The sequence below is a fragment of the Kaistella soli genome, from assembly GCF_019038595.1.
In the GTDB taxonomy this organism is placed as follows: domain Bacteria; phylum Bacteroidota; class Bacteroidia; order Flavobacteriales; family Weeksellaceae; genus Kaistella; species Kaistella soli.
This window is the reverse complement of record NZ_JAHOPF010000005.1, coordinates 1-24824: the sequence shown is the minus strand read 5'-3', so window position 1 is coordinate 24824 and position 24824 is coordinate 1. Positions and strand designations below refer to the sequence as shown.

Here is a 24824-nt window from a genome sequence, read left to right as displayed (position 1 = left end):
AAAGATGTTCAAAAAATTATTCATCATATCAGGTTTAATCGCTGTTTCGGGAGTTTCTGCCCAAAAGACCCATACCGTTGCGAAGGGTGATACCCCGTATAATATTTCGAAAAAATATGGGTTGAGCGTGGACGAATTGCTTGCCCTTAACCCCAAAGCCAAAGACGGAAAAATTACTTTAGGCGATCTTTTAGTGGTGAATAAAAGCGCTGTGCCGGCAAAATCCGGAGGTGGGGAAAGTTCAAAAACCCAGCCTTCCAGAAATGCAACTGCTACCGGCGATTTAGGTAAAATAATACTGCAGCCAAAGCAAACCATTTACGGTATTACCAAGCAGTATCAGATCTCTGAAGTAGAATTGAGAAGACTGAATCCGGATCTTGATGCACACATGAAGATCGGTGATGAAGTGGTGTTGCCTTTGGAAAATATTAAAAAATTTGGCGGAAGCCAGGTGGTGTTTGCAAAGCCTGCGGAAGTGAAAACTCCGGCTCCTGCAGCTGAAGAAAAACTTGAAGTAAAAAAAGCATCCGACGATTCTTATGTTATCGAGGCCAAAGACAATTACTATAAACTTACCCGAAAGTTCAATCTTACCCAAAAGGAACTTTTTGCCCTTAATCCAGGTTTAGAAGCGAAAGGTCTTCAGCCAGGTGAATCCATTAAAGTAAAGGGAGAAACTACAGTAACTGCTACAACGGTAAATGAAGAGCCAAAAGCTGCTCCGGCTGCACAGACTGAGCAGGTAAATTCTTACACCACGACTTCAGTTGCGGATGATTACGTGACGTATACTGTTCAGGCTGGTGATACTGTTTTCGGTATTGTAAACAAATTCGGGATTTCACTGGATGAATTATTAAGTTTAAATCCAAATCTTTCTCAGGGTTTAAAAACCGGTATGGTATTGAAGATCAAAAAACTAGACGCAGCTTATATTAAGAAATCAGGCGACGCGCTGAATGTGGTTATCATGCTTCCATTTGGTTTTGATACGGATGATGCCAAATTCAGAACGCTTTCCCTTGATTTTCTTTCAGGAGCCAAATTAGCCATTGAGAGAAACGCCGGGAAAGGCCAGAAACTGGATATAAAAGTGGTAGATGCGGGTAACGAAACCAGTTTCAAAAACTCATTAACGCAGATTAATGCGAATAATACCGATCTTATTATCGGGCCATTTTTCAAATCAAGTGTTTTACAGGTTCTTGATTATGTAAAAACGGCGAAAATTCCTGTTGTAGCACCATTTGCAAATTCGGACGATCTGCTGAAATATGATAACTTAATCCTTATTGAAACAAACGATCTTGTTTATGCAGACCGCATTGTAAAGGAGGTTAAGGATACCTATTCCGACCAGAAAATCTATATCGTTGCTGATGATGACAGAACGAATGCAAACTATCTGAAAACCAATCTTCAAAAAGAGCTGAAGAATCCGGTTGTAGAGATCGTTAATTCCGCGCAGGACATTCAGGCGGATAAGAATATGATGACAGGTCAGTCGGCTCCTGTGATCGCTATTTTGGCGAATAATAAAGATTCGGTAGGAGATGCGTTCGGAAGCAGAATGATTGCCCTGGCCGGTGAAACGAAGAATGTGAAATCGTTCAGCATGTATTATTCACCGATTTTCGAGAAAAAAGTAGACGAACTCAGCCAGGCCAATCTGGTATATTTGATGGACAGAAAAATCAATACTGATGGTGATTTTGAAAAAGAAATCCTCGCCGCATACAAACAGAAGTACTGTAAAGTACCTTCTAAATATTCGGTCATCGGTTTTGATGTGGTGAACGATATGCTGAGCCGCGAAAATAAAAAAGGGGAGATCTTCAAGCAGATGAATAAGGTGCAGACACAGCTTGCTACCAAATTCGAGTTTGAAAGAACCAAATCCGGCGCCTATGTGAACAAGGGTTACAGGGTAGTGCGTCTGGTTCCCAATTAATAAGACACAATATCCGAAAGGATCAATGATAAATAAAATATTAGGCTGACCATTCTTAGCGGTCAGCTGATTCAATTTTTTCTAAATTTACTATATGAAAGCACTTGTATTTCCTGGGCAAGGTTCACAGTTTGTCGGGATGGGAAAGGAATTGTATGACTCCAGAAAAGACATCAAAGATCTTATGGAGTCTGCGAACGAAATTTTAGGTTTCGATATTCTTTCCATGATGTTTAAAGGGACAGACGAAGATCTTAAAAAAACTGAAGTTACCCAACCTTCGATATTCATTCACTCTGTAGCTGTTTTAAAAACAGTAAACGGTTTGGGTGCAGAGATGGTTGCGGGCCACTCACTCGGCGAATTTTCCGCACTGGTTGCTAATGGTGTACTGTCTTTCGACGACGGTTTGCGTTTGGTTTCAGCGCGCGCAAAAGCAATGCAGGAAGCCTGCGATGCAAATCCAAGTTCAATGGCAGCCATCCTTGGATTAGCTGATGAAAAAGTGGAGGAAATCTGTGCAGCGACAGAAGGAATTGTTGTTCCTGCAAATTATAACTGTCCCGGTCAGCTTGTGATTTCAGGCGAAACTGCTGCAGTAGAAATGGCCTGTGCAAAAATGAAGGAAGCCGGCGCGAAAAGAGCTTTAATGCTTCCCGTAAACGGCGCATTTCATTCCCCTCTGATGCAGCCTGCACAGGAGAAACTGGCAGCAGCGATTGAAAATACCAAGTTCAGAAACGCGATGATTCCGGTTTACCAGAATATCACTACAACCGCTATTTCAGATCCGGAAGAAATCAAGCAGAATTTAATCAAACAGCTTACAGGTCCTGTAAAATGGACACAGTCTGTACAGAATATGATCAAGGACGGCGCGGATACTTTTATTGAAGTAGGTCCGGGAAAAACACTGCAGGGTCTGATTAAAAAAATCAACAGTGAAGTAGAGGTTTCAACAGCAATTTAAAAAATAATGGGTAAAATATTCTCACCGGGAAAATTATTGCTCACTTCAGAATATGTCGTCCTTGACGGCGCCTTAGCTCTTGCCGTACCTACCAAATGGGGGCAGGAGTTTTTTTTTGAGGAAACTCCGGATGGTAATGCCGTCATTCTCTGGGAAGCCTACCATCAGAATCAGCTGTGGCTCAAAGCAAAGATCGATTACAGAACCTGGAAAGTTATTGACTGTAATTTTCTTCAACCTGCCGAATTTATCCTTAAGGTTCTTAAAAACGTCCAACAACTGTCCGGTGTAAAATTCAGGGACCACTCTTCTTATCATTTAAAAACAAATCTTCAGTTTCCTGCCAATTACGGTTTGGGAAGCAGCTCGACGCTGATGAACAATCTTGCCGAATGGGCAGGAAATGATGCTTTTGAACTGAATGAAATGAGCCTGGGAGGGAGCGGTTATGATATTGCTGTAGCAAAAGAAAAATCTGCTCTTCTTTATCAGATTTCTGAAAAAGGACGCTCGGTTGAAACCGTAAATTTCAGCCCTCCATTCAGGGAGGAGCTTATTTTCATCCATCTCAATCAGAAACAGGACAGCAGGGAAGGGATTGGACTGTACCGTTCGAAAACAAAATCTCCGGAATTAATTGAAGCATTTTCCCGGCTTACCAAAGAAGTGCAGCAATGTGAAGATTTAGAAAAATTTTCGCAACTGATGGAAGTTCATGAGCGAAAACTGTCAGATTTTCTCGGAATTGAAACGGTGAAAGAAAAATATTTTGATCAGTGCCCTGTATTTGTGAAAAGTCTGGGTGCGTGGGGAGGCGATTTTGTGATGAGTTCAAAATTTCCCGGTTATGAGGCCTATTTTTCGGACAGGGGTTTTTCTTCCGTTTTTTCATGGAATGATTTAATTGCTTAAAAATCAAATTGTTATAACTTTCCGATTTTCTTGTGAATTCTGACGAATATCAGTAGTTTTAAAACCACATTAATAACCTATAATAGGTAAATTTGTTTTTTAAAAAGAATCAGAAAATTAAAAAGTCATTATGAAGAACATCAGAATCATCCAGCAATTACATGATTTAGGCATCACCGGTTATGAAGAGGTCGTTTACAATCCAAGTTATGAGGAGCTTTTCAAAGCTGAAATGTCCACTAAAAACCAGGGATTTGAAAAAGGCGCGTTGACAGAGTCTGGTGCTGTTGCCGTAAAAACCGGAATTTTCACTGGACGTTCACCGAAAGACCGGTTTATTGTAAAAGATGAAGTTACCGAGAATACGATTCACTGGGACGGTAATGTGAATCTTCCCACTACCCCTGAAATTTTCGAGAGCTGCAAACTTTTGGTTCTGAAACAGCTTTCTTCCTCTAAAAAAATATATGTTGTTGATGCTTTTTGCGGCACCAATCCAGATACAAGACTTAAAGTAAGATTCATTATGGAGGTGGCATGGCAGGCCCATTTTGTGACCAATATGTTCATCCGTCCTTCCAATTTCGAACTCGAAACTTTCGGTGAGCCTGATTTCATCGTTATGAACGGTTCCAAAACCACCAACCCGGACTGGAAAGAGCAGGGACTGAATTCTGAAAACTTCGTGATGTTTAACTTAACACAGAAAATTCAGATTATCGGCGGAACCTGGTATGGCGGAGAAATGAAGAAAGGAATGTTTGCCATGATGAATTATTACCTTCCTCTGAAAGGAATGGCTTCTATGCACTGTTCGGCCAACGTTGGTGAAGACGGGGATGTTGCTTTATTCTTCGGTCTTTCGGGAACAGGAAAAACTACACTTTCCGCAGATCCTAAAAGATACTTGATCGGCGATGACGAGCACGGCTGGGATAATAACGGCGTTTTCAATTATGAAGGCGGCTGTTATGCCAAAGTAATCGACTTAACAGAAGAAAAAGAACCGGACATTTTTAAAGCCATCAGAAGAGATTCACTTTTAGAGAATGTTGTGGTCAACGAATACGGTGAAGCAGATTATACCGATAACTCTATTACTGAAAACACGAGAGTTTCCTATCCGATTTACCATATCAGCAAAATCGTTCTGCCTTCAAAAGCCGGACACGCCAAGAAAATTGTTTATCTTTCTGCTGATGCATTCGGTGTATTGCCGCCGGTTTCCATTCTGAACGAAGATCAGGCGCAATATCACTTCCTTTGCGGTTATACCTCAAAACTTGCAGGAACTGAAAGAGGAATTACAGAACCACAACCGTCATTTTCACCGGCGTTCGGTGAAGCGTTTTTGACGCTGCATCCAACCATGTACTCTAAAACCCTCATCGGGAAAATGAAAGAGCACGGTGCTAAAGCTTATTTAGTAAATACGGGCTGGAACGGAACCGGAAAAAGAATTTCCCTGAAAGATACCAGAGCGATCATCGATGCCATTATCGACGGGTCTATTGATAAAGCGGATAAAACCATTATCCCGGTTATGAATCTTGAGATCCCGACTGCATTGCCTAATGTAACCGACGGCATTCTTGATCCGAGAGCTACTTACGCTCATGTTTCAGAATGGGAGTCGAAAGCGAAAGATCTTGGCGCGAGATACATCAAGAATTTTGAGCAGTATTGCGACACGAAAGAAGGCCAGAGACTGGTTGCTGCAGGGCCTCAACTTTAGAATTAATCAATTGTTTTGTATAGAAATTCCCCCGGCCAAAAGGTTGGGGGAATTTTTTTATTAATTACTCAGGCAGGATCTCCTTATTTCCTGCAGGATCATAAAAAAATTGTAACTTAACAGCGTATTGGGTTCATTCATTTTATGCGGAAGTTTTTTTATACGTGGTAATGAATGCCTGATACTTTATCCATGAAGTAAAGTCGGCATAAACTACAAGTTGCCATGAAGGGGACTACAAGTTGCCGTGAAGGGGACTGCAATGAATAGTGAATATCATAAAAACTATACCTATGGCTAAGCCGATAGGGCCACTCTTTTTTGTAGGAACAATGAGGGGCATTAATTACTATTTCCGGGAAGGTGAGCCACTCACGCGCCGAGCGGGGGGAGGTTTTTCGCGTAAGAACATCAAGGAAAGTCCGAATATGGAAACGGTAAGGAAAAGCAATACTGAGTTTGCGCACTGTTCCAAGGTGAACAAAGCCTTTAAGCTTGCTTTGCAGCCGTATCTGTCGGGTTACAAAGACGGTACTTTTCACTCCAGGCTGATGCAGCTTTTTCTGAATATTAAGGACTGTAATTCAGTTTCTGAACGCGGGAATCGTAAAGTAAGTAAGGGGATTGCGACCACTACAGGGCAACAGTTGGTGAAAGCATTTGTTTTCATACCCGAGCGGCCGCATCTCTTTGGTGGCCACTGTGAGTTTGAGTGGAATCCGCCTGTGTTTAAGGTCAGTGATTTTAACATTAGGGAAGCCCAATTCCCAAAGGAGGCTGATTGTATGGAGATCAGCGTCGGTTTGCTCCGCTTTGATTTTGAAACCCTCGCTTATGAGCATGTTTCTGCAGATCCGTTGGCTATTGCACGCGATTTCCAAAAAGATGCTTTTACCATCCCATGTCCGGATGTGCCGGGAGGTGAGGGTATGCTTTTTTCTGCAGTGCGGGCTTCCTTTTACCAAACTGTTAACGGTGAAAGACATTTGGTGCCGGACACCGCACATACCGGAGTCCGCATTATCTCTGTTTTGGTGGATAGAGGAGAGGGCTAATTTCTTCAAAACTCCGTCAGCTATTTTCAGTCCAGGCTCAAGTATTAGAAAAAAATGAGCCCACGCCGTTGTATATACCTTTGGGTATTCAGTGAGTGTTCATGACCTCACCCTACGGGTGTACAAGCACCCTCATTATTTTTTTAATTACCCGATGATCAGTTCGATAGCCGCGTTTCTGCTTTGTGTTTTATTTGGTCGGCAGGTCGCAGTAATTCCAGTTGAGATGCACAAATTCCTCTTCTTTTGCAACGCCTATTCTAAATTCTGCCTTTATAGCAAAAAAAGAAAACCGCCCCGTTGTATATACCTTTGGGTATTCAGTGAGTGTTCAAGACCTCACCCTGCGGGTGTACAAACACCCTCATTATTTTTAATCTGTTTCCTATCCACAGCGGGTGAACTGAAATAAACATTCATATTCTTGCCTTTGTTGCATCAAAAAGAAAACCGCTCAGTTGTATATACTCTTCAGCATTCAGTGAGTGTTCATGACCTCACCCTGCGGGTGTACAAGCACCCTCGTTATTTTTTTCCGCTATCCGATGATCAGTTCAATACCTGCCTTTTCGGCTTTGTATTTTATTTTGGTCTGCAGGTCGTAGTAACTCCAGTTGCGGAGCACGAATTCCTGTTCTTTTGCAATGCCGATTTTATCCTCCTGATTTTTAAGAATCAATGTGCCTGCCTGTTGCTGAATACAGAAATCGATCAGCTTCCTGCTGTACAGATGTAGCCGGTGGCTTACATAGCGGCTTTCCAGGTTTTCTGTTTTGTACAGTGCCTTTTGTTTGCGTTTGGCTCCATGTCCGGAACGGGCGAAGGCGATGCCAGCCTGAATTCTTTTCTGACCTGCCTGAATTGCCAGCCTGCGGTATAAGAACTCCTCTTTCGAGCCAATGTTGATTCTTACGTTGTTGGCTTTTGCTACGATGGGATGTTCCAGAGACAGGGAAGCTTCTGCGATGATTTCAGGTTTTAGCAGATGTTTTTCTTTTTCAAATTCAAATACGGCGAGCCAATATATTTTCCCGGCTTTCAGCTGGACCTGTGAGGTACAAAGCTTTATCTCTTTTCTTAAAAGCCGTTCCATGATCAGCCGCTTATCAGAGAAATCTTTCCCTAAATAGGTCTTCACCGGAATAGCAAACATATTAAAACAAAAGGCTTTCTTTTCAGGATCATACCGCATTTTGGTTACGCATTTCACCGGAAGCGGTATGGGAAGGTCTTTTTTAAAGTTTCTTAACGATTTTGAGCCCTGCCAGTAGTCGGCTCTGTCTTTAGAAAAGTTGGACTGGATTGTATTGTTCAGGCTTCCCAGAATATCTGTTGGGATCTCTCCCCTGAAGCGGTCGAAAACCATGCGTGCCGTTGTGTTTGTTTTCGAACGGTTAAACAATCCCATTTCATCTTTCTTCACATCGGCGAGCTTATATTGGATTTCTTCAGTGAAGTAAAAGAAATCCTTGATCATTTCCTGTACGTACAAGTGGGAAACAATGAAATTTGCCGCCCGGAAACAGCGGTTCTGATAGCGATAGAGTTTTTCCCACATCGCGTTCCGTTCAGCTGCAGGAAGGTCGATCAGCAGCTGAATTTTTCTGGTTAGTGTCATGGTTGATTTTTCCATCTCAAAAAGCTATTTCAGGTGTATTTTGATTTTGGAGCTGCTGATAGGCCATCAGGAATTCCCGGTGGACTTCCTTTTCTGAAAGTTGGAGTTCGCGGGCAATCACTGTGAAAGAAGATCTCTGCTGAAACCGTCTTTTTAATATTTCGAGCTGTTGACTGCTGAGCTGACCTGACTGACCGGGATCACTGTGCGTTTTTTTCTGAGTCTGGTCAAAAGAACTTTCTTTCAGGATTTTCCGGAGATCATCTATGGCTCTGCTCACCTCATTGCTTATACCTGTCACGCTGCTTCCCATTGCTTCTGCGATTGGTTTGTAGTGAAAACCATATTCAAGGCAAAGCTCAATCAGGTGTTTTCTTTTGGGATTCAGTAGATTTAAAACCCTCTTTACTTCATCCAATTTTTTTTGATCAGATTCGTGAGTGAGGAGGTGTTCTTTGTCCTGCTGAGGATCATAACCGGCAAGATAATCCTGATAATTCTCAAACCTTTCGAGGGAAGCGGTTAAGCGGGTGAATTTATTTTTAGGAGCATTAAAGTATGAGATGCAATCCCTTTTCAGAACCAACTTTAAAAAGCAGACCACATGGTCCGGGGTTTCAATGGAGGCGCGGTGCAGCCAGAGTTTAAGGAAGGCATCCTGCACGAGCGTTTCGACTGCGAAATCATCTTCAAGCATTTGTTTTCCGAGCCAGAACAGCAATCTTCTGTAGCGTAGATGAACCTGTTCCAAAGAGGAGGGATTGCCTTTTTTCAGCAAAGCGTATAGCTGATGATCGGTCAACTTTCGGGGCAAAGCGTCTGTCTTTTTCATAGGCATTGTTTTTATCTACATTGCTCAGCAAGTTGGCCATAAAAGCGCCGGTACCGAACCACGGTCTGGTGTATTATACAAAATAGAGGTGTAAAAAACCGGGCTGTCATAATGGTTAATAATTTTATATCTTTGTTTTAAATCTTTTACCATGGAATCTACAGCACACAAACATATCGGGAGGAATATCTCAAGAATCAGGGAAATGCGCGGTATGAAGCAGGAAACTCTGGCCGAACTTTTAGGCGTAAGCCAGCAAAAAGTATCTCAGCTGGAAAACGCCGAAGAACTGGAAGACACCAAACTGGAACCTGTTGCCAAAGCTCTAGAAATTCCTCTGGATGCACTAAAGAATTTTTCGGAAGATGCTTTTTTTAATATTATTTCGAATACCTTCAATACGAATGATAATGGCATCGCGATTTTAAGGACAGATATTTATCAACCCACATTCAATCCGCTAGACAAACTGCTGGAATCCTATGAGGAGAATAGGAGATTGTATGAGCGACTGTTGGAAACGGAACGGGAGAAGAGTAGGGTGATTGAGGAGTTGGTGAGGAAGGTGATGAGGGAGTGAAGAATTCTATAAAAGGAGGCTGCCATTTTGGACAGCCTCCTTTTTTTGAAAACATAATGTAAGTTTTTAAATATTGTTTTTTTATGAATTAAGGCACAGGTATAACCTAGGCTCTCCACTATTAGTACTTATCATACAATAACTTTTTCCTTGATATTACTGATGATTTCTTATGATTGGGAACAATTTTGCGAGGACGAAGGGATTGGAAAGCGAAATCCATTTGGAATTATTCTTCCTCAAAGATTAGCTTTTATTTATATGACTCATCTTGCTAAAGAAATACTGATTTAGTTGTTTATGTATCCGATAAGAATACTACGGTTATTAAGAAAGTGTATTTTACGTAATTCGAGGATGATGTTAAGTTTTAAATTGACTTAAATATATTAGATTTGTAAAAATATTTTTTCTTGAAAAAAACTCAATTACATAATTTCTTAATTCAATTAAATTTGGAAGAAAAGGTTATCTTTAGAAATAGAGATAATAACACCTATGCTATTGATTTTCATAAAGATATTCGGCAGAAAATAGAATCAATTTTACCAGATGCTGTTTACATTTTTAATTCCCAACCCCTAATTTTATTTTTTGACCTTACAGAAAAAAATAGAGATTTAAATGATTTATACAAAAAAGTATGGTCGTTTGATAATACATCAATAGTATTTATCATAAAAGATTCAGGAATTGAAATTTTCAATGCCTTAAACTACATTAAGGATAATAAACAGAACACACTTGAAAGAATAGATTTATCTGAAAAAGAAATAAAAAGACTTTTCAATCTTTGGGAATTAGAAAGTGGCAAAACTTGGAATTGGTTTCAAAAAAAATACATAGACAACCAAAGAGGAAAAAATCATAAAAAAAGGGTAAATGACCGTTTATTTAGTAATATTAAGGAAGTTAGAAACTATTTAACCTATAATAATTCACTAGATGAAAACGAAGCAAACTCATTAATTTTAAGATTAATATTTATTCGCTATTTGATTGATAGAAAAGTTAAAATTGATGATAAATTAATTCCTGGAGACGTTCTAAACCCAAATGAAAGACGCAAAAATTTCATCCAACTTATTAGAGAACCTGAAAGACTAAATGAATTATTTAGATTACTCAATGACCGTTTCAACGGTGTTTTGTTTAAGGAAGAAGATTTTATTTTAACTGAAAATCACTCGGAATTTCTATCTTATGTTTTTGCAGGGGAATTTGATGGAGAAAGCTCTTTGTATAGTAATTATAAAGAATTTTATTTTGAAATTTTCGATTTCTCCATTATTCCAGTAGAGGTTATTTCGGGAATTTATGAATCTCTAATTAATGAAGAAACAAGAAAATTAGATTCTGCGGTTTATACACCATCTTTTTTAGTAGATTATATTTTAAAAGATACGGTTGATGAATTTTTAAAATATAATAAACCGGAAGACTGCACCATTTTTGAGGTTGCAGTGGGTTCCGGAATATTTCTAGTACAATCATTACGAAGAATGATTGAAAAGGAAATTGAACTGAACGGAAATGCAGATAAAAATTTATTTAGTGAAAAAATAAAAAGTTTTGCAGAAAACAATCTTTACGGGATCGATATAAATCCACAGGCATTAAAAGTAACTTGTTTTTCCATTTATATCGCATTATTAGATTATTTGGATCCGGCGGATATTAATCAATATCTCTTTCCAAAACTTCTAGAAACAAATCTTTTTAACTCCAATTTTTTTGGGAAATTAAATGATATAGATGGATTAGAACCTGCCGATTTTGAAGAAAAAATTAAAACAGTAAAACCGAAATTCATTCTTGGAAACCCGCCTTGGAAAAGTAAAAAAGATGATTTAGTACACACTAAATGGCTAAAATCCAACGGGAAGACGGTTGGTAGATATGAAATTGCACAATCTTTTTTATTAAGAGTAAAGGATTTTATGAATTATGAGACAAATAGTGCGCTAATATTAACCAGCACAATGTTTTATAATGTTTCAAAAACAACACAAAAATTCAAGAATGAGGTATTAAATACTTATTGCGTAGACAAATTTTTTGATTTATCCGCAGTAAAACAATCTCTCTTCGAAACACAGGAAAGCCCCACCTCAATAATATTTTTTAGATTATCAGAGAATACAAATCACTTAAGTAATATAGTAAAACATCATAGTCTAAAAGTAAATTCTTTTTTAAAGAATTTTAGGATGTTAGTTATTGAAAAGTTTGATCAAAAAGAAATTCTTCAAAAACATTTTATTGAAAATGATTGGATGTTTAAAGTCGCATTATATGGTAACACTTTAGATTTTCATTTTTTAAAAAGGTTTACAAATTATAATAAAATTACAGATTTAATAGACAATAAAAATTTTTATGCAACTTCAGGTATTTTAAGAGGAAATAGGAAAAATAAATATCCTAAATTACAAGGATTACCTTTTATAGAAAATAAGAAAGTGCAGAAATTTTTCACTTATGAAAAAGAAAATTTCGTTAAGGAAAAAGACTTATTTTTAGAAGCAGGAAGGAAGATAGAAAAATTTGATAAACCTAAAATACTTTTTAAAGAACAAGCAGTTGATTGGACGGACTTAACCATTTCCTTAAATCAACAACCTTCTGTATTTGTAAAAGGTGTTTTTGGCATTGCGAGTTTGGATAATACAAAATTGATAACTTTGTATTCAAAATTAATTACTAAATTTTATACATATTATATTTTTTCCATTTCTGGTGGTTGGGGCGTTGCAACTCATCCACAAACCAAATGGGAAGATGAATATTTATCATTCCCGATAATTGAAACCGATGATGATACAAACAACAAATTAGTTTCATTGGTAAATAGTTTTTTAGAACCAATAAAACAGTTTTACGAAGATCAATCAAATAAGGAAGAGGAAGAATTTGAATTAAAACCAATAAATTTAAAAAATTTAGACACCCCTCCAATAAATCAGAATATATTAATCCATATTAACGATATAATTAATGATATATATGATATTAAAGAATATGAAGAGGATTTGATAGATTATGTTTTAAATGTTTCAAGATACCAGTTTCAAGAAAGTAAACAAGATTTATTCATTTATAAAGTAAATGATGATATTGATTTTTTGAGAAAGTATGCTGAAATTTACCTAAATGAGTTTTCAAATATATATATAGATGAGTATATTCAAGTAGAGGTTTATCCTTTGGAACATTTTATTGCAATGAACTTTGTGATGAAAAACGAGAAACCAAAAGAATCTATTATTTATTCTAAAAATAAAAATATTGAAAGTGTTTTAAAAACTTTAGCAAATAGCTTAAGTATTTCAGAAATAGTTAACACAGAAAATCCCGAGAAAAATTTATTTATTCAAAAGGATATTAAAGGGTTCGAAGACAATTCATTTTATATTATTAAACCGAACGAATATAAATGTTGGCATAGAGCAATGGCGTGGTATGATGTAGCAGAATTTAAAAAAGTAATACAAGAAGCAGAAATAAATGAATTAAATAAATCTGTTGAATGAACTTAAACGCCTCTAATTTTATTAAAAACAGACGAGAAAAAATATCTTTGACTCAAAAACGTGTTAAAGATATTTTGATTTGTGTGATTAATAGTTATGATAAAATCATCAAAGATAAAGTGACTTATGATTTATCAAAAAAGATAATTGGAAAAATAAAAAAAGAAGATTATTTAAGAAACCGTTTAGTCGACGACTATTTAGAAAAAGAACTCAGTGTATTAGAAATCAGAACAGAGCGATTTACAGCCAATAAAGAAGTATCTGAGGAATATATTAGTTTGGTAGACAATGAACTGCATAACGACCCTATTGACATCCATATTGTAGATAAAGCGCAAAAAGATTCGTGGGGCAAAACAACTAAACCATATTTTGCAATTGAGTGTAAAAGATTTACATCCTCTACTGTCGCAGAATATATAAAAGATACAAAAAAATTTACTGAGAGAAATTATACAAAATTGAGATTGCCTTTTGAAGGTCAATTAGGTTTTATAGAAAATTCTTCTCTAACTCATTTAATACTATCTGAAAAAATAAACCAAAACCTTTCTTCAAATTCTGCTATCGAAACCACTAAAGCACTGGAAAATCACATAATCAAAAATGGTTTTGATGGTTGTTATTTATCCGGACACAAGAAAAAAGACAACTCTCAATTTTCCATTTTTCATCTATTTTTTGATTATTCTAAAATAGTTTTGAATTAATATTTATACTAATAAAAACAAGTAATCAAGATTATGCTGCCATTACTTAAACGGAAAAATCTGCAACTTAAAATTTTAGAGCGAATTTTCATTACGGAATGGGAGCAGGTTTTGGATATCGACATCAAACTGTAATCTTCCCCAAAAAGAGGAACATTTGAAAATATAGTTTTTACATTTGGAAGACTATGAAAACCAGTAAATTTTCAGAGTTCAGATCATCAAGATTTTATTTGAACAAAATCAAGGTATGAAAATTATATATAATATACCTTATCGGGTATAAAAAGTTGAGTAAGGCACAATATTATACACGATCGGGCCTATCAAACTTTGATATGTGAGAACAAGGTGGGAACAGAAACAGGGGTAAAAAAAAACCACCGGTTTTACAGGTGGTTATTTAAAGATGATGTGGAGTTGGAGGGACCACAAATACATATTGATAATCAATTGGTTATTCAATAATTGTAATAATAGTTTGTAATAAACAAAATTACTGCTGTTGATTATCAGTGATTTATGAATTGCTTATATTTGTCATAATATTCGTTGCTAGGGTACAGCAAGTCTCCGATAAAAACCTACAAAAAAATATTTTTGCATCTATTTCTGTTGTAGAAAAGTAATGTAACGTTTCATTAATTTTGGCATATTAATGCGACACCGGTTTAAGCATGATTAAATGCGTACAGCAAATCAATTACTCTTACTCTAGCATACCCTTCTATTAATTGGGCAATAGACCTGTCCCAACCCGCTCTAAAGGCCTTTATACCATATTTATCTCTCATACTTCCGATATAAAACTAACATAGTTTTGTTCCTGAAACTGAGTGAAAGACCAGCTTATTTGAAATAGATAATTTTGATAAGCACAAACGGTTATTACAGGTCATGGAGTATGTGAATCGCAGATTGGGAACAGAAAAAATCAAAGTGGCAAGCATGGATATTCAGAAGACTTGGAAGATAAACCAAAAGAACTTATCTCCCAGATATATCACAGAATTAAACCCATCTTAAGTTAAAAACTTACTACGGGAAAAGGATTTTATTTGATTGAGCAAATTTCCATTTATAACAATTATCGATTCTTTGAACGCTTTTCAACGCCGGTTCAGGAAATTCTAGTTCAGAGTTGCAGTATTTTGTTAATTAAGGATGCTATATTATGATAAATTAATGATAAAATTTTGTTAATGAAATACGGACTTTATAAAAAATAACAGGTGTTCCGTAAAAACAAATTATATCAATACTGTTTCTGTTTAATTCGTATTTATCTATTCCACAGATTGTTATTAGTCTGGAGTGTATTGCTGTTCAATTTTTTTTTCGTAGAAAAGATAAAGAGGAGTGATTTAATCTTCTTCATGTTACAATTTTTATCTACTTTTTGTGAATTGAAAATCAACCTATGAAAAACATTTCTATCGGTGTTTTCTTTTTGTTTAGCCTCCAGTTTTTCGCACAGGAAAGCAAAACAGTCTGGCAAAAAGACCTCAAATCCTCCACTCAGGACTTTCTTTCAGCAATGACTCCCACCTTAGACCGGCAGATTCTGCTTGCAGGGAGTTCCATCAATCAAAAACCAAAGCAGCTTGCCACAGGCCTGCAACAACAGAACAGAGGTTACGATTACCACGTTGTAAAACTGGATCAGAACGGAAACACTGTTTGGGACAAATACTTCGGAGGCACAAGGCACGATTACCTGATCTCATCTGTTGCTACTCAGGAAGGCGGTTTTCTCCTCGCCGGCACCTCCTTTTCAAATCAGGCGGGTGAAAAAAAGGCAAGTAATATAGGAGGTTCTGATGTATGGATCATTCGTCTGGATGAAAATGGAGAAGAACTCTGGCAGCAGACACTGGGCACCACTGGCAATGATGAAGCCTCTGCGGTAGTACAGGCGGCAGATCAGGGATTTTTTGTGGCCGGAAACATCAGTTCCAGCAAACAGTTATTTGGGTCGAAAGATGTCTTTGTTTCAAAACTGAACAAAGACGGGAAATTAATGCAGACAACCGTCTTAGGAGGAAAAGGTCTGGATGAAGTAACCGCTATGATCCCGACAGAAGACGGAGGAAGTCTCATTGCGATTTATTCCACTTCAGGAACAACAGAAAATAAAGTTTATACCTCTCCCGCCGGTCAGCACTACCCTACTTCTGCAGAAAAACCAGATTCTAAAAGTACACAAAATTTTGCAGCGGATTTATTGATGTCTTTACAGCAGACATCGGATCAGGGAAGCCAGCAGGCACAAGATCCTATTCAGCTTCAGGGTAAATCTGAAGATAATTTTGGAGCAGGAGATTACTGGATCGTAAAACTGGACAAAAACGCTAGAATTCAGTGGCAGAAAAGCTATGGCGGGACACGGGATGACCGGCCCAAAAGCCTTGCATTTACGGAGAAAGGATATTTAATCTCCGGAGAAAGCCGCAGCAGTTCGTCAGGCAACAAGAAGGAAAACATCAAAGAAGGAACAGATATCTGGGTCATTTCTCTGGATAAAGACGGCAATGAACTTTGGCAGAAAAACTACAGTTTTGGAAACCGCGATATTGCAATGAGTCTGGATGTATTCCGGAAATCAGGAAAGAATAACCAAAGTGAAGATAGAGGGTTCTTAATAGGAGGCTATACACAGGCAGAAGAAAAAATACATTCTGATGATGAAAAGTTCTGGATGCTTTACATCGACACCAACGGAAAAGAGGAATGGCGCAAACATGTGGAAGGGAAATCCAGAAAAAAAGAAGAACGCCTAGTATCTGCAAAACTGCAGAATGACGGTAATTTTTTGTTAGCTGGAACAAGTGCAGAGGAATTGGGACAGGAAAACTGGAAGATCATCAAACTGGGAAGCAAAGAGTTGGAAAACCTTATCGAAAAACAGGAGATCAGAATCTATCCTAATCCGGTCGAGGATTACGCTTATGTGGAAATTGGATTTGAATTTCAGGGCGAGGCGGATATATCCTTACACGACCTGAGCGGAAAACTGGTCCAGACCCTGAAAACTCAAAAAGGAGTAACCAAGATCAATACTAGCAGTTTGTTGCAGGGATTGTACATCGTCACTGCTAAAACGCAGAATAAAAATGTTAATGTAAAAATCATAAAAAAATGATCGCTAAAAAAATTATAATATTAATTTCTCTGGTGGTGTTTGTACATTGTTTAACGCAAGCTCCTTCACACCGTGAAAATCTGCAGTTTTATTTTAAAAACTTTCCAAATTCGCCCTCGACTGCAACATTTTTAAGATATGGTGATATCCAAAATAATGAATTTGTAGGTGCAAATACACCGCAGGTACCAATATACAATATTAAGGAAGGAGCTATTGAAATTCCTTTATCTCTGGATTATATTTCAGGCAACGGTATAAAAGTTGCTGACGAGTCGGGGAGCGTCGGATTAGGTTGGAATATAGGATTGCCGACTATAACACAATCTGTTATGGGTTATGACGATTTCGATGTAGATGAGAACCATCAGAATCTTAAGATTGATTTACATTACGAGAATACTCCTTGGCCAGCACTCAATTTCTCAGGAAAATATCTTGAGTCAAAGGAAATGCCTGAGCCCCCCGGCTATATACATGCTCCGCAAAATGATAAATTCGCCTATTATTACTCGTCTAATTATTGTTTACCGGTTAATAATCAATTTCACAACTATAGCACTGGTCAACAATATGATGTGTCGCCAGACATATTTTCATTAAACTTATTTGGTCAAAAAGTGCAATTTATAATTGAAAACCATAAAGATATTGAAACGCAAGGAGTTGTTCGGCAATTTACATCGTTAAATGCTAACGGCTACAAAATTACTTACGAAAATAATTCATTCTTTAAGATTATAGCTCCAGATGGTTTAGTTTACGAATTTTCAAAATCTGAAACCATTAAGATATTTGGTGTCATTTCACGTAATTATCTGTTAACAAAAGTTGTTGATCTAGATAATAATACTATTAATTTGATGTATGAAAATTATACGGACATTATAAATTTAACTCCTTTTTCTGGTAATCTAAATTATACTTATAGTCTAACAAATAGCACAAACAGTTGTGGTGGAATACCTGCATACTGGGGTAATATATATGTCGCGACAGGCAAGCTAAACCGTTCAGACTCCAGCTTTCCATTTGATAGTGGACCAGAGGGAACTTTTAGAATCCCTATTACCCCGAATTATGGAAGTAAGCAAAATTATTTACTGATATCAGAAATTTCGGGAAATTTCGGGAAAGTGAAGTTCAATTATAGCAATAGAGATGATTTTCCCACAAAAAAAGTCGACAACATTTCAGTATATTCAACTGATGAAACAAAAAGTATAAAATCAATTAACTTTAACTATGACTATTTTGTTTCTCCGGATTATGCCTCTAATCCCGACAACAGACTAAAAAAAAGATTGAAGCTAAGATCCATGAGTATCAACCAAGATGAACAGTATCGTTTTGAATATTACGAAAATAATCAACTACCTGCAAAAAACTCTTACGCCGTAGACTATTGGGGATTTAGCAATGGCGGAATTGATAACAAGACCTATTTCTTAAATCCACTTGATTTCGGTTTTCCAGAATACTACAACTTACCAATTCATAACCAGTTTAATAATAACAAAAAGAAAGCGGATATCAGCTATTGTGTCGCTGGCACCATAAGCAGAATTATTTATCCTACTCAAGGATACTCAGTATTTGAATATGAGTTAAACAATGCGAGTAATCTATTTGTATCGAACTATTCACCGAAGCTAAATGAAGGAAAGGGCTTACGAATTAAAACCCAAAAAAATTACGATTCAAATGATAATTTATTAGGAACAACGAAGTTAATTTATGAAGGTGGATTTTCGACTAATCCACTAGATTTAATAACAAGGTATACTTACCGATATAATTTCACTACAGAATCTGGAGCTGTAAATGGAGGATTTAATGCTTCCGTTTTATCAATGAATGCAACGAACAATTACAGCGCGTCTCCACTATCATCAGGAGATTATGTAGGTTACACAAAGGTCAGAAGGATTGAATTAGATAAAAGCAATAAAGATAATGGACAAACAATTACAACGTATAGTTTTACTCCAGATCAATTTTATAAATTTTTCGATGATCAGCTGCCCGTCAATATACCTTCGGTAAAGGGTACTGGAATTGAAAATGGGAAAATATTAGAGCAGTCAATCTATAACAAAGACAACAAACTCTTGAAGCTAATCACAAATCAGTATATCGAAAGATTCTCAAAAAATTACTATGGTTCTACACTATCGATGATAAATGAAGGGTTATATGTTTGTACTTGTATCACAAATGGTGGCTCGTGTCCCGCAGGTAATCCTAATCCAAACCACTTCATCAACCTTTCAGTTGTTGCTCACTTCCCAATATTTCATAAAGAAAGTTTACTTTCCTCCTCAGAAACAAAAGAATATCTTGATGGGGGAGTGATAATAAACAAAGTTACGACAAACTACAATAGTTATAATTACCCGGAAACTAAAACAACCTTTGGTTCATCTGGAGATATTGTGAAGGAAACAACATTCTACACAAGTAGAATTCCGAGGTTTTTCACTAATAATGTTTTTTCTAAAATTTTCGCAAAGGAATTGGTGAAAAATAACACATTAATTTCAAAACAAACTTATAATTATAACAACTTCACCCATTTAAATTTGACATCAATAGACGAGCTTATCTTACCCCAAAATATTTATACTACATCTCGGTTCGACCAATATGACAAGTACGGTAATCTTCAAGAGTATGCCTTGGATAACAAGATTCCTGTCGCAGTAGTGTGGGGCTACAACAATAAGTTACCAATTGCAATAGTTGAAGGTGCAACCTATCCCGATTCGAATGCTCCACAAGGGAGCGGATTAGAAACTGATATCCCTGATAATTTTATTAATACAATCATAAATGCATCAAACAAAGATAATAACCCAGCATACTTTGGTTTAACATCTTTAGAATCTGAACAGCTATTATTAGATGCATTAATGGATTTTCAAAAGAAACCAGAATTATCTAAAACACAAATTACTGCTTACACTTATGATCCCTTGATTGGAATAACTAATATTATAAAACCCAATGGGATTAAAGAAAAATACACGTACAATGCTTCGGGAAAGTTAAGTTCCATACTTGATACTGATGGAAATCCTGTAAAGGAATTTCTATACAATTTTAATTCTCTTAGTCCTTCTCTATTACATTTTAATACTATTCAAGAACAAACTTTTACTCGAAGCAATTGTGGAATTGGATATACTGGTGGGCAATTTACATATTCAGTGCCTGCAAATAGATATTCTTCGTTCATTAGTCAGATAGATGCCGATCAGAAAGCAATCGGTGAGATTACATTAAATGGACAAGTGATGGCAAACCAACTCGGAGAATGCATAGAGAACTTATCTTGTGGATTTTTGAAAAATCCTTCTCTCAGTGTTTGGTCCGGGACATTTACAAATATAAGCAGCAAGATTTATGGTAATATTGCCCTAAATCCACCTGCAACAAACTGGAGTACAGAAGTGTATTTAGGAACCATCCAAGACTCGTGTATTCCTGCTACTCTAAAGACCTTATCATATGTTGAAGCTCATGATTCAATTTATAGGCAATGGGAAATTAAGATATATCCTTCGGGGAATTTAACGGTGCGTTTAATTTATGGAAGTGTGGTTCCAAATACAGGTATTCCCATTCTACTTAACAATTTTATTTATACTAAGAATTAAGTTTAAAAAAAAACTTGTAGAACATGAAAAAATTATATCGTACAAAGGTTATTTTTACGGCTTTCCTAATATTTTTAATGTGTGGCATTTTACCGGCACAACCAACACCAACCGAGAATTATATTTATACAAAAAGTTATTTATCCACATCCGGCGATACAAACCCAAAATTGCCAATAATCGGAGTTCAATATTTCGATGGTATAGGACGTCCAAAACAGATAGTAAATGTAAAGGCTTCTTATTCTGGCAAGGACATAGTCACACCCATAATTTATGACGATTTTGGGAGGCAGAAACTAGATTACCTTCCCATTCCGCAACTAGGATCTAAAGATGGGGGAATCTATCCACAGAATTCAAAAAGTGATCCGATAGTAGCATTTCCAGTTCCGGATTCACAAAATGTTTATAAGGGAGAAAAAATCTACTCGGAAAAATTTTTCGAAAACTCTCCATTGAATCGTATTTCACAAAAAATTAACGTAGGCACCAGTTGGTCTCAAAATTCGATTAATTTTGGCTTTCTAACAAACGGGGAGTTGGAGGTAAGAAGGTATGTTGCAAAATTTTACTACGGTTCTGGGACGCTCTTTGGATATGTGGATGGGTATTTTGCCCCTAATCAACTCTATAAAAATTCCATAATGGATGAAGATGGAAATGAAGTGTTTGAATATAAGAACGAGCAAGGGCAAATTATACTTGTCAGAAAAATGATTAGCGGCACAGAAAAAGCTGATACCTATTATGTTTACAATGAATATAATCAGTTGTCATTTGTTGTGCCTCCATTGGCAGCAGTAGCAGCAACAATTTCAGACTCAAGCGTTCTTAATAATTTGTGTTACCAATACAAGTATGATGGCAGAGGGCGACTTGTAGAAAAAAAGCTTCCCGGCAAAGGTTGGGAGCATATGTTGTATGATCAACAAGACAGATTGGTAGGAACGCAAGATGCCAACTTGAGATTGGCAGATCAATGGCTTTTTACCAAATATGATCAGTTCGGAAGAGTTGTTTATACCGGATTACATAATGATCCATCAGACAGAGCAACACTCCAAAGTTCTTTAGACTCCAATAATAGCAATGCAAAAAATAGCGAAAGCAGAAGTACTGCCCGTATTGCCAATTCGGGGATAGCCTTATATTATACCAATACTGCATTTCCTATAATTAATGCAGCCACCAAACTGCTTTCTGTTAATTATTACGACTCTTATCCTGTAGGTTCACCACTTTTTGATAATATTTTGGCTCAAGTGCCTGCACCAAAATTACTTACTGAAAATTATACCACATACGGAAATTCTGTTAGAAGCACTAAGGGATTACCCACTGCAAGTTTTGTGAACAATATAGAAGCAAATAGATGGACGAAGAATTATACCTTTTATGATATTGAAGCTAGGCCAATTGGTGTTTACAGTTTTAATTATTTGGGAGGTTACACCAAAACCGAGTCTGAGTTGGATTTTGTCGGAGTTCCGCAAAAAACATTTACCTACCACAAAAGATTGGATAGCGATGCTGAAATAAAGGTAAAAGAACGATTTGTTTATAACCAGTACACCAATGCTTTAGAGAAACACTATCACCAAGTCAATACCCAACCAGAAGAATTACTAGCAAATAATACTTATAATGAAATTGGTCAGCTCACCAATAAGAAAGTAGGTAATAATATTCAGAGCATTGATTACGCATACAACATCCGCGGATGGATGACCGGGATCAATCTGGACAGCAGCGGAAATTTTCAAACAGGAAAACTGTTTAATTATAAAATAAATTATAACAATACTTTACAGGGATTAGCCAATCCTGACCCGGATTTTTCTACTGCTATCAAACCAAGATACAATGGTAATATTGCCGAAGTTTTGTGGCAAAAAGATGGTGATACCCACATCAACAGGTATGGTTATGTGTACGACGGACTCAACCGCCTTTTAGCGGGGCTTTACCAAAGTGATTTAACACAAACCTCAAAAGAACATTCCGAAAGATTAACTTATGACCTGAATGGGAATATCATTACTCTGAAGCGTTCTGCCTATTTCATGGGAACGGCTGCCGATCTTATTGATGATCTTACTTACAAAGGTTATGTGGGTAATAAATTTACTTCTATTATTGATGATTCACATGACAGTAACGGCTACGAAGGCGGCGGAAGTCCAATCAACTATGATAATAACGGTAATATGACCGATATGCCGGATAAGGGCATAATGGCTATTGCATATAATCACCTTAATCTTCCGAAACAATGTGATATTAACCCGGATAGCAACACGACTACCTTAATTAAAACCGGCTACCGTGCTGACGGGGTAAAAATAAAAAAAGAAAACATCACTACTATAGGTGGAATACGTGGGGATCTTACCACGGTAAATACCACCGATTATTTAGACGGCTTTCAGTATCTTGAAAGCAGAAAACCATCTGATGGAGGCGGGTCACAAGGACTTATGGGAGAACTTGAGACAGAAGTGGCAATGGAAAGAGAAGCCTTTTCACCCGAAAGCAGGGCAGTAATTGCTCCACCGGGAGGTGGTAGCACTGACAATGCCATATTGCAGTTTGTACCCACTGCCGAAGGATTTTACGATTTCGTAGAAAATAAATATATTTACCAATACAAAGACCATTTGGGAAACACCAGAGTAAGTTACGCGTGGAATACCACCACCAACAGCATAGACGTTCTTGATAAAAACGATTATTATCCATTCGGGATGAACCATCTTGACCCACTTGCAGGTTCTTCCTTCGGACAGGGTAATTATAAAAACTACAAGTATAACGGTAAAGAACTCCAAGAGACTGGAATGTATGATTACGGATGGAGAAGTTACATGCCAGATACAGGACGTTGGATGCAATTAGATCCATTAGTTGAAGATACTGAAGATCCTTATGCTTATGTTTACAATAATCCTATAAAGCTGAACGATCCCGATGGTAGAGCTCCTGAAGATGGTGTAGAAGATGGATGTTGTAGTGGTTTAAAAGGGTTTGGGTTAGCTGTTATAGATAATATAACTGGTGGAAATTTAGCTCAAAGATATAATGATGGATCAGTATCCTATAATAATGGTGTACAATCAGGAAATGTTGCATCTGCAGTTTCAGGAGCAATATTGACTGCAGATGGGACTAGGAATATTACTGCTGGAGGAGTGGGCTTAGTTGCATCCGCAGCAGTATCAACAACAGGAGGAGGAACCGTAATTGGAGGACCAGGTGCTGCTGTTAGTGGGAGCTTAATATTGAAAGGTACAGCAGAAGTTATTGTTGGAGCATCTTTAATGAGCAACGCTTCTAAGAATATGCAGAGTAATAAGAATTCCAGTACCTCGTCAAATAAAAGTAATAATTCATCTAATAATAATTCAAAGTTATCTAAAGTTGAAAAATCAACAACTACAACAACCATTGGTAAGGAGGGAAAATATACCAAAACTACGGAAGTAAGACCAGGTAAAGGTCCAGGACAATCACGTGCTGAATATATTCGCTACAAAAATCAAGATGGAAAAGTGATTAAAAATGTTAAAGATTCTTATGATAGAGCAAATAAAATTCAACATAGAAAACCTAAAGAATTACCTAATTAATATGAAAACATCTGATATATACTTAATTTTAACAGAAAAGGAACTTGATAAAGTCCGCAATATTTTTAATACATATAATAAAGATTTCGAACAATATAAAAAGGAAATATTAAAAAAAGGTTCATCGGTTAATTTCAATATTAATAAAGATAAAAACTTTGTTTTTACAAAATTTCATTTATCCAATCTCTGTAATCTTTTCATAAATGATATAATTGATGAGTTAGAATTAAATTTTATTGTTGATTTAATAATAGCTTCGATTAATTCTTTTGAAAATATTGAAATATTAGAAAAACTAGAAACTTTAACAGATCCTGAAATCAATGGATTCATAACAAAAGAATATGCCAGCACAATGATATTATAGTTCCCCCCAAAGTTTGGACAGTAAATTGTAAAAGTTAAGTTTGATTTTGTTTGTTTTGAGGGTAACAGTTTTGCAAATTTCCACATAGGGAAAATCCCTTCAAAGATTTTTCCGTGTAGTGT

The 24824-nt window shown here is 36.7% G+C and carries 15 protein-coding genes; 13 read left to right on the top strand and 2 right to left on the bottom strand.

The window, feature by feature from the left end; translation table 11 throughout:
- Positions 1–4 precede the first annotated feature (4 nt).
- From KSK37_RS10520 to KSK37_RS10500, 5 genes are all read left to right on the top strand, one after another.
- Positions 5–1954 (top strand): amino acid ABC transporter substrate-binding protein, encoded by a 1950-nt coding sequence (locus KSK37_RS10520; RefSeq protein ID WP_088359342.1) that lies wholly within the window; start codon positions 5–7, stop codon positions 1952–1954.
- Between the two features lie 94 nt (positions 1955–2048).
- Positions 2049–2924: an ACP S-malonyltransferase gene (gene fabD, locus KSK37_RS10515; RefSeq protein ID WP_217201366.1), complete on the top strand. Its 876-nt coding sequence runs from the start codon at positions 2049–2051 to the stop codon at positions 2922–2924.
- Positions 2925–2930: 6 nt separating this feature from the next.
- Positions 2931–3836 carry a GYDIA family GHMP kinase gene (locus KSK37_RS10510; protein WP_217201364.1) on the top strand — a complete coding sequence of 302 codons (906 nt, stop codon included), beginning with the start codon at positions 2931–2933 and terminating at the stop codon, positions 3834–3836.
- A gap of 130 nt (positions 3837–3966) precedes the next feature.
- Positions 3967–5571 carry a phosphoenolpyruvate carboxykinase (ATP) gene (gene pckA, locus KSK37_RS10505; RefSeq protein WP_217201363.1) on the top strand — a complete coding sequence of 535 codons (1605 nt, stop codon included), beginning with the start codon at positions 3967–3969 and terminating at the stop codon, positions 5569–5571.
- A gap of 293 nt (positions 5572–5864) precedes the next feature.
- Positions 5865–6626, top strand: coding sequence for a hypothetical protein (locus tag KSK37_RS10500; protein ID WP_217201361.1), 762 nt, complete (start codon positions 5865–5867; stop codon positions 6624–6626).
- Positions 6627–7164: 538 nt separating this feature from the next.
- Here KSK37_RS10500 and KSK37_RS10495 read toward each other — a convergent pair.
- On the bottom strand, positions 7165–8259 hold the full coding sequence (locus KSK37_RS10495; protein ID WP_217201359.1) for a hypothetical protein: 1095 nt from the start codon (positions 8257–8259) through the stop codon (positions 7165–7167).
- Between the two features lies 1 nt (position 8260).
- Positions 8261–9076 carry an RNA polymerase sigma factor gene (locus tag KSK37_RS10490; protein WP_217201357.1) on the bottom strand — a complete coding sequence of 272 codons (816 nt, stop codon included), beginning with the start codon at positions 9074–9076 and terminating at the stop codon, positions 8261–8263.
- Positions 9077–9227: 151 nt separating this feature from the next.
- On the opposite strand from KSK37_RS10490, the gene KSK37_RS10485 reads away from it, so the two are divergent.
- The 8 genes from KSK37_RS10485 to KSK37_RS10450 all read left to right on the top strand — a co-directional run bounded on the left by KSK37_RS10485 (position 9228) and on the right by KSK37_RS10450 (position 24702).
- Positions 9228–9656: a helix-turn-helix domain-containing protein gene (locus KSK37_RS10485; RefSeq protein WP_217201355.1), complete on the top strand. Its 429-nt coding sequence runs from the start codon at positions 9228–9230 to the stop codon at positions 9654–9656.
- Between the two features lie 413 nt (positions 9657–10069).
- Positions 10070–13189, top strand: coding sequence for an Eco57I restriction-modification methylase domain-containing protein (locus KSK37_RS10480; protein WP_246566519.1), 3120 nt, complete (start codon positions 10070–10072; stop codon positions 13187–13189).
- Positions 13186–13902, top strand: coding sequence for a hypothetical protein (locus KSK37_RS10475; RefSeq protein ID WP_217201353.1), 717 nt, complete (start codon positions 13186–13188; stop codon positions 13900–13902). Before KSK37_RS10480 ends, KSK37_RS10475 begins: the two co-directional genes overlap by 4 nt.
- A gap of 858 nt (positions 13903–14760) precedes the next feature.
- Entirely contained in the window at positions 14761–14928 is a 168-nt protein-coding gene (locus KSK37_RS14205; protein ID WP_425514015.1) for a DUF4113 domain-containing protein, read from the top strand.
- Positions 14929–15322: 394 nt separating this feature from the next.
- The gene (locus KSK37_RS10465) at positions 15323–17044 is read left to right on the top strand and encodes a T9SS type A sorting domain-containing protein (protein ID WP_217201350.1); all 1722 of its coding nucleotides are present in this window, start codon (positions 15323–15325) and stop codon (positions 17042–17044) included.
- Positions 17041–20703, top strand: a complete 3663-nt coding sequence (locus KSK37_RS10460; RefSeq protein WP_217201348.1) for a DUF5977 domain-containing protein — start codon at positions 17041–17043, stop codon at positions 20701–20703. Before KSK37_RS10465 ends, KSK37_RS10460 begins: the two co-directional genes overlap by 4 nt.
- A 23-nt stretch (positions 20704–20726) precedes the next feature.
- Positions 20727–24332 carry a DUF6443 domain-containing protein gene (locus tag KSK37_RS10455; protein WP_217201346.1) on the top strand — a complete coding sequence of 1202 codons (3606 nt, stop codon included), beginning with the start codon at positions 20727–20729 and terminating at the stop codon, positions 24330–24332.
- Position 24333: 1 nt separating this feature from the next.
- Positions 24334–24702: a hypothetical protein gene (locus KSK37_RS10450; protein WP_217201344.1), complete on the top strand. Its 369-nt coding sequence runs from the start codon at positions 24334–24336 to the stop codon at positions 24700–24702.
- The last annotated feature ends 122 nt before the right edge of the window (positions 24703–24824 follow it).